This window comes from Natronococcus sp. A-GB7 (assembly GCF_029688865.1).
GTDB lineage: Archaea > Halobacteriota > Halobacteria > Halobacteriales > Natrialbaceae > Natronococcus.
In genome coordinates this window covers 98826-115058 of record NZ_JARUKV010000008.1, presented here as the reverse complement: position 1 = coordinate 115058, position 16233 = coordinate 98826, and the positions used below count along the sequence as shown (strand labels likewise).

Sequence of the window (16233 nt, the reverse complement as noted above, 5' to 3'; positions counted from 1 at the left end):
TATTCGAGGGACAGGTGAACCGAATCCATCGACGAGGCTGAAGCGCAAACCCATTATCGGACCGTTTCAAATGTAGCTACAATGCATCAGTACCTCGAGCTCGTCGACTCGGTACTCTCGGACGGGACCCACAAACCCAACCGGACCGGCGTCGACACGATCTCGTCGTTCAGCGAACACTACGAGGTCGACCTCCAGGAGGGGTTCCCGCTGTTGACGACCAAGAAGATGGACGGCTACCGGTGGAACTCGATGCTCCACGAGGTCGCCTGGTACCTCTCGGGCGAGGAGCACATCCGTGAGCTGCGCGAGGAGACCAAGATCTGGGACGCCTGGGCCGACGACGATGGCCGACTCGACACCGCCTACGGCCGGTTCTGGCGGCGCTATCCGGTTCCCGACGGCGAGAGTCAGCTCGAGGGCGAGAGCTGGCCCGACGAGAGTCATCGCTGGGTCACCGAGGAGGGTAATCGAAGAACGTTCGATCAGCTCCAGTACGTCGTCGACACGCTTTCCGATTCGCCGAACTCGAGACGGCTCGTGGTCAACGCCTGGCACCCCGCGAACGCCGCCGTCTCGACGCTGCCGCCCTGTCACTACTCCTTCGTCTTCAACGTCCAGGGCGACCGCCTGAACTGCCATCTCACGCAGCGTTCGGGCGACGTCGCGCTCGGCGTGCCGTTCAACATCGCGGCCTACGCGCTCCTGACGAAGGTCGTCGCCAGACAGACCGGGTTCGAGCCCGGCACGTTCGCCCACACCGTCGTCGACGCCCACGTCTACTGCGGCCGCGGCGAGCGCGGCGAGTGGTACGCCGACAACCTCGAGGCCCTCCAGTCCCGGCTCGCCGACGTCGACGATACGGAGGAGTACCGCGAGATCCGGGAATGGCTCGAGCGCGAGGCCCCCGCCGAGGCCGACGGCGACGAACGGCTCGACCACGTCCCTGGCCTGCTCGAGCAGTGTGCCCGGGAACCACTCGAGCGACCAACCCTCGAGATCGGCGACGCCTCGATCGACGATCTCTCGGTGGCTGACCTCGAGCTGCGGGGGTACGACTCCCACGAGGGGCTTCGGTTCGCGGTGGCAGAATGACCGACGCTTCGGCTCTCGAGACCGAGCTCGAGCTCGCCGCGATCGTCGCCGTCGCCGACAACGGCGTCATCGGGCGGGACGGCGAGATGCCCTGGCACCTCCCCGAGGATCTGCAACACTTCAAGGAGACCACGATGGACCACCCGGTGATTATGGGGCGGGTAACGTACGAGGGGATCCTCGAGGCGATCGGCGAGCCGCTGCCGGGTCGGACGACGGTCGTGCTGACGAGCCGGGAGCTCGAGACCCCCGAGAACGCCGTGGTTGCGCGGAGTCTCGAGGAGGCGCTTCGAAAGGCCGAGACCGCGGCCGAGAACCGCCACGGCGGGGTCGACACCGCGTTCGTCGCCGGCGGCGCGACGGTCTACGAGGGGTTCCTTCCCGCTCTCGATCGACTCGTCGTCACGGAAGTCGACCGCGATCCGGCGGGCGACACCGAGTTTCCCGACTGGGACCGCGACGCCTGGACCGAGGTCGATCGGGACGAGCGCGACGGGTTCGCGTTCGTCGAGTACGTCCGCGAGGCGTAATGGGGGAGCCGATCGCCGACGCGGTCGCCCGCGCGCTCGAGTGCGACGTCGTCGACACGACCGCGCTCGAGGGCGGTCAGATCGGGTCCGTCCACCGCGTCGAGCTGGCCGACGGCTCGTCGGTGGTCGCGAAGACGGGCGAGACGCCCCTCGAGGTCGAGGCGTTCATGCTTCGGTATCTGGCTGACGAGAGCGAGCTCCCGGTTCCCGCCGTCTACCACGCCAGCCCCGACCTGCTGGTCCTCGAGCACGTCCCGGGAACGGCGGATCACGGTCCCGCCGTCGCGCGCAACGCGGCGGACCACCTGGCTCGGCTGCACGACGTCGAGGCCGGGGCGTTCGGATTCGAACGCGACACTCTCACCGGTCCCGTTCGCCAGCCGAACCCCTGGACAGACTCCTGGATCGACTTCTACCGCGAGCAGCGCCTCGAACACGTCGCCGACCTGGCGCTCGAGTCGGGATCGCTGTCGACCTCGCTCGCGAAACGCCTCGAGACCCTCCGCTCGGAGCTCGAGGACCTGCTCTCCGAGCCCGCGGCGCCCGGGCTGATCCACGGCGACGTCTGGACCACGAACGTCCTCTCGCGAAACGGCGCGGTGACGGCGTTTCTCGACCCAGCGACGTACTACGCCCATCCTGAGGTCGAACTCGCCTACGTCGACTGGACCGGGACCTTCGGCGACCCCTTCTTCGAGCGCTACCGGGAACGCCGGGGGATCGAGGCGGGCTTTTTCGAGCGGCGGCGGTACGTCTACCGGCTCTATCCGCTGCTGGTTCACGCTCACCTCTTCGGCGGTCGGTACCCCGGCCGACTCGAGGCGACCCTCGACCAACTCGGCTACTAACTCGGGCCCGGCGAACGAACGTCTCGAGCGACCCTCGAGCCACCGCGCGCTCCCGCCGGACGTCTCGAGTTCTTGAAACGGTCCGCCGAGCCGCCAAATATAGGGAGTATATGTTCTCTAGGGAATATTCTCGAGGGATTCAAATACCACGGGTTCGCAGCTCGAATATGGTAGTTGATGAGTTCTCGGAGGCGATCCGGGAGTTCGAACACGACGGCGAGACGTACAAGATGGCGGATCTCACGGCCCTCGAGGAGGAGGGGCTCTGCGAGCTCGAGAAGCTGCCGGTGAGCATCCGGATCCTGCTCGAGTCGGTGCTGCGAAACGCGGACGGCGATCAGATCGACGCCGAGTCGATCCGCGCCGCGGCATCCTGGGAGCCGGACGTCCCGGACGCCGAAGTACCGTTTACGGTGTCGCGGGTCGTTCTGCAGGACCTGACCGGCGTTCCGGCAGTGGTGGACCTCGCGGCGCTGCGCTCGGCCGCCGACCGAAAGGGCGTCGATCCGACGGTCGTCGAACCCGAGGTCCCCTGTGACCTCGTGATCGACCACAGCGTCCAGGTCGACCACTTCGGCAGCGCCGAGGCCTACGAGAAGAACGTCGAGATCGAGTACGAGCGAAACGAGGAGCGCTATCGTGCGATCAAGTGGGCACAGCAAGCGTTCGACGAGTTCAACGTCGTTCCGCCGGGAACGGGGATCGTCCACCAGGTGAACCTCGAGCACCTCGGCCGTGTCGTCCACGAGCGCGAGCACGACGGCGAGCAGTGGCTCGTCCCCGACACGCTCGTCGGCACCGACAGCCACACCCCCATGATCGGTGGCATCGGCGTCGTCGGCTGGGGCGTCGGCGGAATCGAGGCCGAGGCCGCCCTGCTCGGCCAGCCGATAAACATGAGCCTGCCCGAAGTCGTCGGCGTCCGCCTCGAGGGCGAGCTCCCCGAGGGCGCCACGGCGACGGACCTCGTGCTCCACATCACCGAACGGCTCCGCGAGGTCGGCGTCGTCGACAAGTTCGTCGAGTTCTTCGGCCCCGGCGTCGCCGAGCTCTCCGTGGCGGATCGGGCGACCATCTCAAACATGGCTCCCGAGCAGGGGTCGACGATCAGCATGTTCCCCGTCGACGAGAAGACCCTCGAGTATCTCGAACTCACGGGACGGGATCCGGACCACGTCGAGCTCGTCCGCGAGTACCTCGAGGCCCAGGGCCTGTTCGGCGAACAGGAGCCCGAATACACCGAAACCGTCGATTTCGACCTCGGAGAGGTCGAACCGAGCCTCGCGGGCCACAAGAAGCCCCACCAGCGGATCCCGATGGGCGACCTCGACGAGCACTTCCCGGCTCTGCTACAGGAGGAGGGCGTGCTCGGTGCGGGCGGCGAGCCCGCCATCAGTGACGGCAGCGGCGCGGCCGCCGCAGAGGCGACCGACGCCGACCCCGGCCTCGCACTCGACGAGAAAGTTCCCGTCGAGCTCGAGGACGGTACCGAGGTCGAAATCGGCCACGGCGACGTCCTCGTCAGCGCGATCACCAGCTGTACGAACACCTCGAACCCGTCGGTGATGGTCGCCGCCGGCCTGCTGGCCCGCAACGCGGCCGAGCAGGGACTCGAGGTGCCCGACTACGTCAAGACGAGCCTCGCACCCGGGAGCCGCGTCGTCACGGAGTACCTGAAGCGTGCGGACCTGCTCGACGACTTGGAGGAACTGGGCTACCACGTCGTCGGCTACGGCTGTACGACCTGTATCGGCAACTCCGGGCCGCTCCCCGAGCCGATCGAGAACGCGATCGACGAACACGACCTCTGGACGACGAGCGTTCTCTCCGGAAATCGGAACTTCGAAGCCCGCATCCACCCGAAGATCAGGGCCAACTACCTCGCTAGTCCGCCGCTGGTCGTCGCCTACGGGCTCGCCGGGAAGATGGACGTCGACCTCGAGACCGAGCCGCTTGGCACGAACGACGACGGCGAGGAGGTGTACCTCGAGGACGTCTGGCCGGACGCCGAAGAGATCCGCGAGACGATCCACGACAGCGTCTCCCCCGAGATGTTCGCGGAGAAGTACGCCAGCGTCTACGAGGGCGACGAGCGCTGGGAGGCCCTGGACGCCCCCGAGGGCGACGTCTACGACTGGGACGAGGAGTCGACCTACATCCGCGAGCCGCCGTTCTTCCAGGAGTTCCCGCTCGAGAAACCCGGCGTCGGTAACGTCGACGGTGCTCGCGCGCTGTTGACCCTCGGCGACACTGTCACGACCGACCACATCAGCCCCGCCGGCCCGTTCAGCGAGGGACTGCCCGCGGGCCGCTGGCTCGCCGCACAGGGCGTCGAACCCTACGAGTTCAACACCTACGGCTCTCGCCGCGGGAACCACGAGGTCATGATGCGGGGGACGTTCGCCAACGTCCGGATCGAAAACGAGATGCTCGACGGAAAGGAGGGCGGGTACACGATCCACCACCCGACCGGCGAGGAAACCACGGTCTTCGAGGCCTCCGAACGCTACCGCGAGGAGGACACCCCGCTGATCGTCATGGCCGGGATCGAACTCGGCACCGGCTCGAGCCGGGACTGGGCTGCGAAAGGCACGGACCTGCTCGGAATCCGCGCGACCATCGGCAAGAGCTACGAGCGGATCTACCGCGACAACCTCATCGGGATGGGCGTCCTCCCGCTGCAGTTCGACGACGGCGAGGGCTGGGAAGAGCTCGGCCTCGCAGGCGACGAACAGTACACGATCGAGGGGCTCGAGGACGGTCTCGAGCCCAACGCCGAGCTGACCGTCACCGCCACCGACGACGACGGCGAGACGACGGAGTTTACGGTGACCGCGCAGGTCGACACGCCGATGGCGGTCGAGTACGTCGAGAACGGCGGCGTCTTGCATCTCGTGTTGCGGCGGCTGCTACAGGACGAGATGAACTGAGCTCGACCGACACCGATTCTTTTGGCGGCTCGCCCGAACCCGACGAGCGCGAGGGAGAGGGGCGTCCCGTCGGAGAGTGAGCGTGAGCGTCAGCGTCTTTGGCGTTCCGTGCACAACGTCGATCGATGACCGATCTGCGATACCTCCCCGACGCGGACGACGTGACAGCGTTCACCGCGACGATCACGGAGACGGGCCAGGACAGCGTCTTCCTCGACGGAACCTACTTCTATCCCGAGGGCGGCGGCCAGCCCGCCGACCGCGGCGTCCTCGAGTGGGACGGCGGCCGCGCGGACGTGGTCGACGTCCGGAAGGATCACGGCGACGTGCGCCACGACGTCGAGCTTCGAGCGGGCGAACTCCCGCCCGAGGGAACGACGGTCGAGGGTCGGATCGACGAGGACCGTCGCCGCAAACTGAGCCGGATGCACACCGCCCAACACGTCGTCTCCCGCGTCGTCCTCGAGGAGTACGGGGCGGGCACCGCCGGCAACCAGGTCTATCCGGACCGGTCGCGGATCGACTTCGAGCCCGCGTCGTTCGACAAGGAGGATCTCGAGCGCATCGAACGACGGTCGAACGAGGCGATCGAGCGCGACCACCCAGTTACCAAGGAGAACCGTCCGCGGCCGGCCGTCGAGGAGGCGGTCGACGAGGGTCGCGCGCTGCTGGATCTGATCCCGGACTCCGTCGACCCGCTCCGCGTGGTCGAGATCGAGGCGTTCGACCTCTGTCCCTGCGGCGGTACCCACGTCTCGCGACTCGGCGAGATCGGCCGAATAACCGTTACCGACCACGTGTCGAAGGGCGAGGACGTAGCGCGGATCGAGTTCGAACTCGAGGAGCCGGCCTGAACGACGGGCCGCGTCCCAGTTACGAGGAGCGCGGGCTCGAGCGCGCCGTCACGCCTGTGGTCGCGTTCGCGGGTACGTCGGGCTTTTCCGGTGTCCGGCCGTAGGGCGTCCCATGACCACCCCGACCGAGCGCAATCGGCTCGACGAGGAGGAGAGCCCCTACCTGCGCCAGCACGCGGACAACCCCGTCAACTGGCAGCCCTGGGACGAGCGGGCCCTCGAGACCGCGCGCGAACAGGACAAACCGATCTTCCTCTCGATCGGCTACTCGGCGTGTCACTGGTGTCACGTCATGGAGGAGGAGAGCTTCGCGGACGAGGAGGTCGCCGAACTCCTCAACGAGGAGTTCGTCCCGATCAAGGTCGACCGCGAGGAGCGACCCGACGTCGACAGCATCTACATGACCGTCTGTCAGCTGGTCAGCGGCGGGGGCGGCTGGCCGCTGTCGGCCTGGCTCACCCCCGAAGGAAAGCCGTTCTACGTCGGCACGTACTTCCCGAAGCACTCGAAGCGGGGCCAGCCGGGCTTTCTGGACCTGCTCGAGGGACTGGCCGACTCCTGGGAGACCGACCGCGAGGAGATCGAGAACCGGGCCGACGAGTGGACCGCGGCCGCGAGGGATCAACTCGAGGAGACGCCCGACTCGGTCGGCGCCGCCGAACCGCCCTCGAGCGACGTCCTCGAGCGGGCGGCCGACGCCGCCCTCCGGAGCGCGGACCGCCAGAACGGCGGGTTCGGCTCGGGCGGGCCGAAGTTCCCCCAGCCCGCCCGGCTGCGAGTCCTCGCCCGGGCGTACGACCGCACCGGACGCGACAAGTACCGCGAGGTCCTCGAGGGGTCGCTCACCGCGATGATCGAGAGCGGGCTCTACGACCACGTCGGCGGCGGCTTCCACCGGTACTGCGTCGACGCCGACTGGACGGTCCCTCACTTCGAGAAGATGCTGTACGACAACGCCGAGATTCCTCGGGCGCTGCTCGCGGGCTACCGGCTCACCGGCGACGAACGGTACGCCGACGCCGTCCGGGAGACCCTCGAGTTCGTCTCCCGGGAGCTGACCCACGACGAGGGCGGCTTCTTCTCGACGCTGGACGCCCAGAGCGAGGACCCCGAAACCGGCGAGCGCGAGGAGGGCGCCTTCTTCGTCTGGACGCCCGACGAAGTGCGGGCGGCCGTCGAAGACGATCTCGACGCCGACCTCTTCTGTGCCCGCTACGATATCACGGAGTCGGGCAACTTCGAGGGGCAGAGCCAGCCCAACCTCGCGGCCTCGATTTCCGAACTCGCCGATCGGTTCGATCTCGAGGAACGCGAGGTCGAAGAGCGGCTCGAGAGCGCACGCGAGAAACTGTTCGAGGCTCGCGAGGAGCGCCCGCGTCCCAACCGCGACGAGAAGGTGCTCGCAGGGTGGAACGGTCTGATGATCTCGACCTGCGCCGAGGCCGCCCTCGCGCTGGGCGAGGATCGCTATACGGGGATGGCGGTCGACGCCCTCGAGTTCGTCCGGGATCGGCTCTGGGACGCCGACAAGGGACGGCTCTCGCGGCGGTACAAGGACGTCTCCGAGCCACGCTCGGAGGCTCGTGAGACGGAGTCTCACGGTGGGGACGTGGCGGTCGATGGCTACCTCGAGGACTACGCCTTCCTCGCGCGCGGCGCGCTCGGCTGTTACGAGGCCACCGGCGAGGTCGACCACCTCGCCTTCGCGCTCGAGCTGGCCCGCGGCATCGAGGCCGAGTTCTACGACGCCGAGCGCGAGACGCTGTACTTCACGCCGGAAAGCGGCGAGTCGCTCGTGACTCGGCCCCAGGAATTAACCGACCAGTCGACGCCCGCCGCTGCGGGCGTCGCGGTCGAGACCCTGCTCGCGCTCGAGGGCTTTGCCGGCGAGGACGACGAGTTCGAGGGGATCGCCGCGTCGGTCCTGGGGACCCACGCCGGCCGCCTCGAGTCGAATTCGCTCCAGCATGTGACGCTGTGTCTCGCCGCCGACCGCCTCGAGTCGGGCGCCCTCGAGATCACGGTCGCGGCCGACGAACTGCCCGACGAGTGGCGCGAGGCGTTCGGCTCGCGGTACCTGCCCGATCGGCAGTTCGCGCTCCGACCGCCGACGGCCGAGGGGCTCGAGGAATGGCTCGACCGCCTGGGACTCGCGGACGCACCACCGATCTGGGCCGGACGCGAGGCTCGCGACGGCGAGCCGACGCTGTACGTCTGCAGAAATCGAACCTGCTCGCCGCCGACCCACGACGTCGAGGAGGCCCTCGACTGGCTCGCGGAGCCGGAGACGGGCGGAGAGCTGGACGACGGGGACGTTCCCTTCTAGAAGCTCAGGCCGTTTCGGTCCCGAGTTCCTGCTCGAGCTGGCCCGCGATCCAGACGGCCGGTGGGACGCGTTCTTCCTCGACGAATCGGGTGATCTCCTCGCCGTCGTCGTCCTCGACGACGATCGTCGGGATGTACTCGACGTCGTAGGCGTCGACCTTCGGTCCCTCCTTGTTCTCGTCGAGGCCGATCTCCTCGATTCGCTCGTCGGGTATCTCGGCCGCCTCGAGCGCCGCACCGAAATCGGGCAGTAGGGCGCGACAGTCCTTACACCAGTCGCCGCCCCAGATCCTGTAGGTCAGCTCGTCGCGGTGGGCCGCGAGCGTGTCGACGGCGTCTTCGTAGGAGGCGGCGTCCCACGTCGGGTTCGGTCGCATGGTTTCGAGACTCATACCCGCGAGTTTCAGGCGCGGCGGCTTAACGGCCGCGCTTCGCCGAGCAGACCGGTGGTATTTTTACGGGAAACAAAACCATTATTATGCATGGTATTCGACGCGATCGGCGACGCCGGCCACGAACAGGTATCGTACGTCACCGACCCCGAGACGGGGCTGCAAGCGATCGTCGCGATCCACGACACGACGCTCGGTCCCTCGCTGGGCGGCACGCGAATCCTCGACTACGACTCCGAGGACGCGGCCCTCGAGGACGTGCTCCGGCTCTCGAAGGCGATGACGTACAAGGCGGCCGCAGCCGACCTCCCGCTGGGTGGCGGGAAGGCGGTGATCCTCGGCGACCCTGACGAGGTCAAAACTGAGGCGACCCTCGAGGCCTACGGCCGCGCGGTCGACCGCCTGGGCGGACGGTACATCACGTCGGTCGATATCAACTCGAGCGCCGCGGAGATGGACGTCGTCGCCCGTCAGACCGACCACGTCGTCGGCGCGAGCGACGGGTTAGAGAACCCGTCGGGAGTGACCGCACACGGGGTGTTCTGCGGGATCCGGGCCTGCGTCGATCACGTCCACGGCGATGACGACCTCGAGGGCCTCGAGGTCGTCGTCCAGGGGCTGGGGAAGGTCGGGCGGGCGCTGGCCGAGGAGCTGCTCGAGGCCGGGGCCGAAGTGACGGTCTCGGACGTAAGCCGGGAGGCCCTCGAGGCGTTCGCGACCGAGCACGGCGCCGACACCGTCGAACCCGACGCGGTGTACGCCCAGTCCTGTGACGTCTTCGCGCCGTGTGCAATCGGCGGGATTCTCGACGACGAGACGATCCCCACGCTCGAGTGTGACATCGTCGCGGGCGCCGCGAACAACGTGCTGGCCGAACGCCGCCACGCCGAGGCGCTTCGCGAGCGCGGGATCCTGTACGCGCCCGACTACGTGATCAACGCTGGCGGCCTGATCACCGTCGCCAAGGACCACTTCGGCGGCAGCTACGAGGAGGCCTACGCGGAAGCCGAGACGATCGAGGGACGGCTGCGCGGAATGATCGAGCGCGCCGACGACGAGGGAACGACCGTCCTCGAGGCGGCCGAGGCTTACGCCAAAGAGCGGATCGCGGGCGCGGACGGCGAGTCGCAGTCGCTGCCACAGCCGTAGTCCGTCGAGCCCGTTCGCTCGCTCCGGCCGCCGACACCGGCACGTCCTGCGAGGGCCAGTACGGGTTTACGTCTCCGCTTCCTACGCGCTCGCAATGAAGGGAAGCATCCTGGACACGATCGGCTCGCCGCTCGTCCAGGTCGACTCGCCGGAGGGAGCGACCGTCGCCGCCAAGGTCGAATCCTTCAACCCCGGAGGGTCGGCCAAGGATCGGCCGGCCCTCGAGATGATCCGAACGGCCGAGCAGGAGGGGCTGATCGAGCCCGGCGACTGGCTCGTCGAGCCCACCAGCGGCAACACCGGGATCGGTCTCTCGCTGGTCGCGGCCGCTCGCGGCTACGACCTCACGATCGTGATGCCGGCCTCGAAGTCCGAGGAGCGACGGCGGATCATGGCCGCCTACGGCGCCGAACTCGAACTTGTCGAGGGCGAGATGACGGAAGCCCGCGAGCGCGCCGACGAGCTCGAGGAACAAGGGGCGGTCCAGCTCGGCCAGTTCGAGAACCCCGCCAACCCGCAGGCCCACTACCGGACGACCGGCGAGGAGATCGTCGAGCAGGTCGGCGACCGCGAGGTCGACGCCTTCGTCGCCGGCGTCGGCACCGGCGGCACCCTCTCCGGGACGGGGCGACGACTCCGCGAGGAGTTTCCCGAGATGGATATCATCGCCGTCGAGCCGGCCGAGAACGCAGTCCTCTCGACGGGCGAACCCGGCAACGACGGCTTTCAGGGGATGGGGCCCGGTTTCGTCAGCGACAACCTCGATGTCGATCTGATCGACCGCGTCGAGACGGTTCGCCTCGAGGACGCCGAAGACGAGTGTCGCCGACTCGCCCGCGAGGAGGGGATCCTCGTCGGCCAGTCCAGCGGCGCGACGAGCCTCGTCTCGAACCTGATCGCCGAGGAGATCGCCGAGCCCGAGGCCGACTGCCCGGAGGTGCCGGACGTCTTCGACCGACAGCCCCAGGCGACCCCCGAGCCCGACGGCGGGACCCTCGAGGACTGCCCGCTGGTCGTCACCGTCTTCTGGGACAGCGGCGAGCGCTACCTCTCGACCGGGCTGTTCGACTGAGGCTACAGTCGCTCTTTCACCTTGGCGAACCCTCTTTATCTCACGCATCATCGGTCGGATGTATGAAACGTCGATCCAGACGTGAGTTGTTGACCGGGACGGCCGGCGCAATCGCCCTCCTCGCCGGCTGTATCGGGGACGATCCGTCGGGCGCTGACGATGGGACGAACGACGACGGAACCGCTGACGACGGGACGTCGACCAACGACGACGACCGAGAGGACGAGGACGATGCGGACGACGGCGAGAACGACGATACCGAGGCGGACGACGGCAAAGAAACCGACGACGACGAGAACGGGGACGGGGATGAGGACGGGAGTCCGTCGATCGAGGACGCGGCGTTTACCACCACCGAGCCGCGCTCGGAGCCGGCGGCGGTGCTGCTGACCAACCGAGAGGACGCCGACGCGTGGCTCGCCGAGCGGGACGTCGATGAGGATGCCGCGGCGTTCCTCGAGGAGACCGCGTTCGACGAGGCCTCGCTCGTCGCGCTCGAGGCTCGCGGGCCGAACCTGTGTTACGAACTCGGTCTCGAGGCGGCGGAACTCGAAGCGGGAGCGATCCGACTCGAGGCGGTCGCCGACGACGGCGACGACGTCGGTGGCTGCGCACAACAGGAGGTAACTATGGGGCGGCTGGTACGCGTCTCCGAGGGCGGCGACCCGGTCGATGAGGGCTCAGTAACGATCGTCGACCACGACGGCGACATCCACGAGTTCGACCTCGCTGCCGACGAGTAGCGTCGACCGGGCGGCGAGCGAGACCGTCGGCTACGGCGAGTACTCCGATTCGGTCAGTCGGACGACCAGCGTGTCCGCGACGTCCCGGAGGTCGTACTCGGGGAGTTCGCCGTCCGTGCGGCGAACGTACAGCGGCTCGACGAGCCGCGGTCTCGTCGGACGGTCCTCGAGGTCGCTTCCCTCCTCGCCGTCGTCGTGGTCCGCCTCGGGTTCGTCGGAGCGCTCGAGTCCGTAGATCTTGCAGAACTCCCCGGTGTCGTCGGCCTCGAGGGCGCCGTTTCGCAGCTCGGCGGCCAGCGACCGCGAGAGCCACTCCGTCTCGCTGACGGAGGGCTCCTGGACGAGCGCCTCGTCGACGAACCGGGTGAGGTACCAGTCCAGGTCGTTCAGCAACGAGACCGCCGCGCCGACGCTGACCGTACGAACGGCGAGGGCGTTCTCGAACGGTCGCTCGAGGTCGTAGGTCGCAAGCGCCTCGCGGGAGGTCTCCCTCGAGAGCAGTTCGTACTGGAGGTTCACCTCGGAGTCGCCGACGAGACAGACGCGAGTCACTGTTCGGAGGTGGGCGAGTCGGAATAATGGGCGTTTCCCTTCCGCTCGAGCGGAACTACCGGTGTGTCCGGACGTCGAAACCCCGAACGGGCGACGGTCCGGTGTCGTCAGTATCCCTCGAGCTCGAGGACGTAGAATCCGGTGGTGGCGTCAGCCGCGTAGACGCGCCCGCTGTCTCCCGCGAGCTGACTTTCCGCACCCCAGGTGAACGGGACGTGATCGAGCAGGTCCGAACGGACAGGATCTTCTCGTCGGACCTCGCCGACGCCCTCGGTCGGCATGTACTGGGAAATACGCACCGGGTCTTCAGGATCGGAGACGTCGAACGCCTGGACGCCGGCCTTGTAGTCGCCGCTGAAAACGACGTCCTCCTGATCGCCGACGCCCCAGTCCGAGAAGTGACCGGTCCACCAGTACGTCGTGGAGTCGGTCTGGGTTGCGTGCTGGGGGAACTGGAACGAGGAGAGTAGTTCGGTCTCGCCGGTATCGAGATCGAACTCGACGGTGTGCTTGTACCCGGGCTCTTCGCTTCCGACCTCCTCGCCGAGTAAAACGATATCCTTCGAGGGGTGGGGAACGGCGTGGTGGCAGTTTCGGAGCGGGACGTCGGCCTCTTCCTCCCGATAATCGAACCTGGCGACTTCCTCCGGATTTTCAGGATCGCTCATGTCGAGGACGTAGAGACCCGCGTTCCAGTGGGCGAGGAAGACGTGCTCGCCATGGACGTGTGCGGCGTGGACCATGTGGTCGTCGACCTGGAACTCCGAAACCTCCTCAGGATCTTCGGGATCGGTGATGTCGTAGACGACGATCCCACGGTCTCCGTGGTGGAGCGCACAGATGAGATAGTCCTCGCCGAAGGTCTGGACGTTGTGAACGCCGGCGCTGGCGCCCTCGACGCTGACATGGGTGACGAGTTCCGGGTTCTCCTTGTCGCTGGCGTCGACGATCGCCCAGCCGGCATCCGAGCCGCCCTCGTTGGCGGTGAACACCCATGGCTCCGTGGGGTGAATGTCAGCGTTCCGGATGTCACCGCCCGGCCCCGTCTCGACCCATCCTGTCATCTCCGGGTTCGTGTGGTCCGAGATGTCCACGATTCGAACTTCAGGATCGACTGAGACGAACGATCCGACCGCTGCGAGGTCGAGGTCCTCGTTCACCGCGGCGTGGGTGTTCGCTCCGTCGCGCGGACCGAGCGTCGAATGACCGACCAACTCCAGTTTCGGACTGCGATTGCCCCGTCCGTTCGCCGAGGCGACGCCGCTCGCGCTCCCGATCACACCGACCGCACCGATCGTTTTCAGTACCGTTCGCCGTCGAACTGCCTCTCTGTTGACCACCATGACAGTAATCCAGATCGATGCGTTCTGTATTGGTTCTTGTGATCGCTTGCATTAGTTGAAAGATTATAGATTCTAAAATAGAATCTCGAGGCGCAGCAGCGAATCGGGGATCGACCTCTCCAGTTCGGCAATCGTCTCCCAGCGGAGAACTGTTCGGCTCGGAAACGCTCGAAGCAGCCGTAACGACGCTGGAGCGGGATCAACCGTCCCTTCGAGCAAACGCGCTGGCAAACGGCTACGGCTCGACCAGTTCCGCGTTCCGCGCGGCCTCCTCGGCCCGTTCGAAGAGGTCGTCCGGTTCCGCCTTGAGCAGAGGTTTCAGTCGGGCGTTGGTTTCTGCCCTGTCAGGTGCGACGCGGTTGCAGCCGGCGTCGATCGTCGACTCCGCGAACGTGCCGATCTCGCGGGCTTGGGCCACGATCTCGTTTTTGTCCCGGGTCAGGAGCGGCCGGTGGACCGGCAGGCGGGTCGCGCGGCTCGTGACGCCGAGGTTCTGGACCGTCTGGCTCGACTTCTGGCCGGCAGCCTCCCCGGTGACGATCCCGTGGGCGTCGACGCGCTCGGCCAGCACCTCCGCAGCCCGGTAGAAAAACCGCCGCATCGAGAGCATCCGTCCTTCCTCCATCTCCTCGACGAGGACCGAGAGGGCCTCTCCGCCGGGAACCCTGTAGACCTGCATGTCGAAGTTCGGGGCGTACCGGGAGAGAACCCGAACCGTCTCCATCGCACGGGCCTCGTGGTCGACCCCGCCGAACTGACCCAGATCGACGTACGCCGGAACGATCGGGCTCCCGCGTTTCATCATCTCGTAGGCGGCGACGGGCGAGTCGATCCCGCCGCTGACCATCGCGATGACCGGCTCCTGGGCGCCGAGCGGGAGCCCGCCCGGGCCGGACCGCTCCTCGAGGGAGAGGAACGCCCCCTCCCGGCGAACCTCGACGCCGAAGGTGAGGTCGGGATCGTCGAGGTCGACCTCGGGTTCGAACTCGTCGGCGACGGCCGCCCAGATCGTCGATCCGCCCTCCCGGGCGAGGTCCTCGCTGTCGTAAGGGAGCTCCTTGTCGGCCCGTCGCGCGTCGACGGCGAAGCTGCCGCCGTCGTAGCGGGCGCGTGCGATCTCCTCGAGCGCCTCGAGGATCGCCGCCTGCTCGGTACTGACCGTCAGACACGGGCTGGCGGAGACGACCCCGAACGTGTCGGCCGCGGCCGCCGTCGCGTCCGCGACGGCCTCCTCGGTCGTGTGAATCAGCAGTCGGCTCCACCGGCGTTCGACCGAACCGGGAATCGAGCGGTCCTCGAGGATCGCCCGGAGGTTCTCCGCGAGGAGCTCCTCCATGTACCGCCTGACGGTATTGCTCTTGGTGTTGATGTCCCCGTGGCGGACGAGGACGGTGTCGGCTCCCGGCGGGTGCATACCGAACCGTAGCCGGGTGCGAGTATAAGGGGATTACGAGCCGGGCGCGTCAGCGCTCGGCGACCGTGAGCGCCCGCTCGAGGGCCGTTCGAATCTCGTCGGCCGCCGCCTCGTCGGTCGAGACCAGCGGGGGTCGGACCTCGTCGGAGGGGAGTACGTCGCGCTGGACCAGTCCGGTCTTCGTCGCCTGGGCGAACCCGTGGCTCGCGCAGGTCTCGAACAGCGGAGCGATCGCCTCCGACTGCAGTTCCTGCCCGCGGTCGGTTTCGGCTGCGTCGACCGTCTCGCTGAACGTTCGCGGAACGACGTTCGACAGCGCGTTGATCCCGCCGTCCCCGCCCAGCCGGATCGACGGCACGAGCAGGGAGTCGTAGCCCATCAGACACAGGAACTCCGCGGGGGTCTCGCGGACGAGCGACTGGAAGTAGGTCAGATCCCCGCTCGAGTCCTTGATTCCGACGAACGCCTCCCGTTCGGCGAGGGCCGCGACCGTCTCGGGCTCGATCCGCTGGCCCGTGTACTGGGGAATGTTGTAGAGGACGATCGGCAGGGTCGTCTCCTCGGCGACCCGCTCGAAGAACCGCTCGTTTCCGCTGGGGGCGTTCGCCGGGGTGAAATAGGGTGGCACCAGCGCGGCCGCGTCCGCGCCGGCGTCGGCGGCGTTACCGACGTGGGTGACGGCCTCGTCGACGCTGGTCGCGCCCGCACAGGCGATCACCGGGCCGTCGGCGTGGTCGACGGTCAGCTCGATCACGCGACGGCGTTCCTCGGGGCCGAGACTCGGGAACTCCCCGGAGGTGCCACAGGCGAAGACGCTATCGATCCCGCCCTCCCGAAGGTGTGCGAGCAGGTCGAGGAGCGCGGCTTCGTCGATCTCGCCGCCGTCGAACGGCGTGACGGTCGGACAGGTGATCCCGCTGAGTGCGTCGTGAAGGTCCATAGAGGAGGCAGTATCGCTCGCGTGAAAATCGTTGCTCTCGCGGCGA

General features: G+C 67.6%; 14 protein-coding genes. 9 read left to right on the top strand and 5 right to left on the bottom strand.

From position 1 onward, the window contains the following. Positions 1-81: 81 nt before the first annotated feature. The 6 genes from thyA to QA609_RS09240 all read left to right on the top strand — a co-directional run bounded on the left by thyA (position 82) and on the right by QA609_RS09240 (position 8583). The gene (thyA, locus tag QA609_RS09265) at positions 82-1095 is read left to right on the top strand and encodes a thymidylate synthase (RefSeq protein WP_278302316.1); all 1014 of its coding nucleotides are present in this window, start codon (positions 82-84) and stop codon (positions 1093-1095) included. Next, on the top strand, positions 1092-1625 hold the full coding sequence (locus tag QA609_RS09260) for a dihydrofolate reductase (RefSeq protein ID WP_278302315.1): 534 nt from the start codon (positions 1092-1094) through the stop codon (positions 1623-1625). The genes thyA and QA609_RS09260 overlap by 4 nt, the downstream gene beginning before the upstream one ends. Beyond that, positions 1625-2473 (top strand): fructosamine kinase family protein, encoded by an 849-nt coding sequence (locus tag QA609_RS09255; protein WP_278302313.1) that lies wholly within the window; start codon positions 1625-1627, stop codon positions 2471-2473. Before QA609_RS09260 ends, QA609_RS09255 begins: the two co-directional genes overlap by 1 nt. Before the next feature lie 167 nt (positions 2474-2640). Then, positions 2641-5403, top strand: a complete 2763-nt coding sequence (gene acnA, locus QA609_RS09250; RefSeq protein WP_278302312.1) for an aconitate hydratase AcnA — start codon at positions 2641-2643, stop codon at positions 5401-5403. Between the two features lie 125 nt (positions 5404-5528). Further along, positions 5529-6257 carry an alanyl-tRNA editing protein gene (locus QA609_RS09245; protein ID WP_278302311.1) on the top strand — a complete coding sequence of 243 codons (729 nt, stop codon included), beginning with the start codon at positions 5529-5531 and terminating at the stop codon, positions 6255-6257. A gap of 112 nt (positions 6258-6369) precedes the next feature. After that, on the top strand, positions 6370-8583 hold the full coding sequence (locus QA609_RS09240) for a thioredoxin domain-containing protein (RefSeq protein ID WP_278302310.1): 2214 nt from the start codon (positions 6370-6372) through the stop codon (positions 8581-8583). A gap of 4 nt (positions 8584-8587) precedes the next feature. Here the strand turns inward: QA609_RS09240 and QA609_RS09235 are convergent, their stop codons facing one another. After that, the gene (locus QA609_RS09235; RefSeq protein ID WP_278302309.1) at positions 8588-8974 is read right to left on the bottom strand and encodes a thioredoxin family protein; all 387 of its coding nucleotides are present in this window, start codon (positions 8972-8974) and stop codon (positions 8588-8590) included. Positions 8975-9064: 90 nt separating this feature from the next. On the opposite strand from QA609_RS09235, the gene QA609_RS09230 reads away from it, so the two are divergent. From QA609_RS09230 to QA609_RS09220, 3 genes are all read left to right on the top strand, one after another. Further along, the gene (locus QA609_RS09230) at positions 9065-10123 is read left to right on the top strand and encodes a Glu/Leu/Phe/Val dehydrogenase dimerization domain-containing protein (RefSeq protein ID WP_278302308.1); all 1059 of its coding nucleotides are present in this window, start codon (positions 9065-9067) and stop codon (positions 10121-10123) included. A gap of 94 nt (positions 10124-10217) precedes the next feature. Next, positions 10218-11195 carry a pyridoxal-phosphate dependent enzyme gene (locus tag QA609_RS09225; RefSeq protein WP_278302307.1) on the top strand — a complete coding sequence of 326 codons (978 nt, stop codon included), beginning with the start codon at positions 10218-10220 and terminating at the stop codon, positions 11193-11195. 62 nt (positions 11196-11257) lie between these two features. After that, positions 11258-11938 carry a hypothetical protein gene (locus tag QA609_RS09220; protein ID WP_278302306.1) on the top strand — a complete coding sequence of 227 codons (681 nt, stop codon included), beginning with the start codon at positions 11258-11260 and terminating at the stop codon, positions 11936-11938. 30 nt (positions 11939-11968) lie between these two features. On the opposite strand, the gene QA609_RS09215 is transcribed toward QA609_RS09220, so the two are convergent. The 4 genes from QA609_RS09215 to QA609_RS09200 all read right to left on the bottom strand — a co-directional run bounded on the left by QA609_RS09215 (position 11969) and on the right by QA609_RS09200 (position 16187). Next, entirely contained in the window at positions 11969-12490 is a 522-nt protein-coding gene (locus QA609_RS09215) for a DUF5804 family protein (RefSeq protein ID WP_278302305.1), read from the bottom strand. 107 nt (positions 12491-12597) lie between these two features. After that, positions 12598-13833, bottom strand: coding sequence for a hypothetical protein (locus QA609_RS09210; RefSeq protein WP_278302304.1), 1236 nt, complete (start codon positions 13831-13833; stop codon positions 12598-12600). Positions 13834-14068: 235 nt separating this feature from the next. Continuing rightward, a complete protein-coding gene (locus tag QA609_RS09205) occupies positions 14069-15247 on the bottom strand; it encodes a tRNA sulfurtransferase (protein ID WP_278302303.1) in 1179 nt (392 codons plus the stop codon). A gap of 49 nt (positions 15248-15296) precedes the next feature. Further along, positions 15297-16187 carry a dihydrodipicolinate synthase family protein gene (locus QA609_RS09200; RefSeq protein ID WP_278302302.1) on the bottom strand — a complete coding sequence of 297 codons (891 nt, stop codon included), beginning with the start codon at positions 16185-16187 and terminating at the stop codon, positions 15297-15299. Between the last annotated feature and the right edge of the window lie 46 nt (positions 16188-16233).

Excerpts from the sequence above, each read along its gene's own strand:
- QA609_RS09200 (WP_278302302.1), bottom strand. The coding sequence starts at position 16,187 with ATGGACCTTCACGACGCACTCAGCGGGATCACCTGTCCGACCGTCACG.
- QA609_RS09210 (WP_278302304.1), bottom strand. The coding sequence starts at position 13,833 with ATGGTGGTCAACAGAGAGGCAGTTCGACGGCGAACGGTACTGAAAACG.
- QA609_RS09225 (WP_278302307.1), top strand. The coding sequence starts at position 10,218 with ATGAAGGGAAGCATCCTGGACACGATCGGCTCGCCGCTCGTCCAGGTC.
- QA609_RS09230 (WP_278302308.1), top strand. The coding sequence starts at position 9,065 with ATGGTATTCGACGCGATCGGCGACGCCGGCCACGAACAGGTATCGTAC.
- QA609_RS09235 (WP_278302309.1), bottom strand. The coding sequence starts at position 8,974 with ATGAGTCTCGAAACCATGCGACCGAACCCGACGTGGGACGCCGCCTCC.
- QA609_RS09205 (WP_278302303.1), bottom strand. The coding sequence starts at position 15,247 with ATGCACCCGCCGGGAGCCGACACCGTCCTCGTCCGCCACGGGGACATC.
- thyA (WP_278302316.1), top strand. The coding sequence starts at position 82 with ATGCATCAGTACCTCGAGCTCGTCGACTCGGTACTCTCGGACGGGACC.
- QA609_RS09255 (WP_278302313.1), top strand. The coding sequence starts at position 1,625 with ATGGGGGAGCCGATCGCCGACGCGGTCGCCCGCGCGCTCGAGTGCGAC.
- QA609_RS09260 (WP_278302315.1), top strand. The coding sequence starts at position 1,092 with ATGACCGACGCTTCGGCTCTCGAGACCGAGCTCGAGCTCGCCGCGATC.
- QA609_RS09220 (WP_278302306.1), top strand. The coding sequence starts at position 11,258 with ATGAAACGTCGATCCAGACGTGAGTTGTTGACCGGGACGGCCGGCGCA.
- acnA (WP_278302312.1), top strand. The coding sequence starts at position 2,641 with ATGGTAGTTGATGAGTTCTCGGAGGCGATCCGGGAGTTCGAACACGAC.
- QA609_RS09245 (WP_278302311.1), top strand. The coding sequence starts at position 5,529 with ATGACCGATCTGCGATACCTCCCCGACGCGGACGACGTGACAGCGTTC.
- QA609_RS09240 (WP_278302310.1), top strand. The coding sequence starts at position 6,370 with ATGACCACCCCGACCGAGCGCAATCGGCTCGACGAGGAGGAGAGCCCC.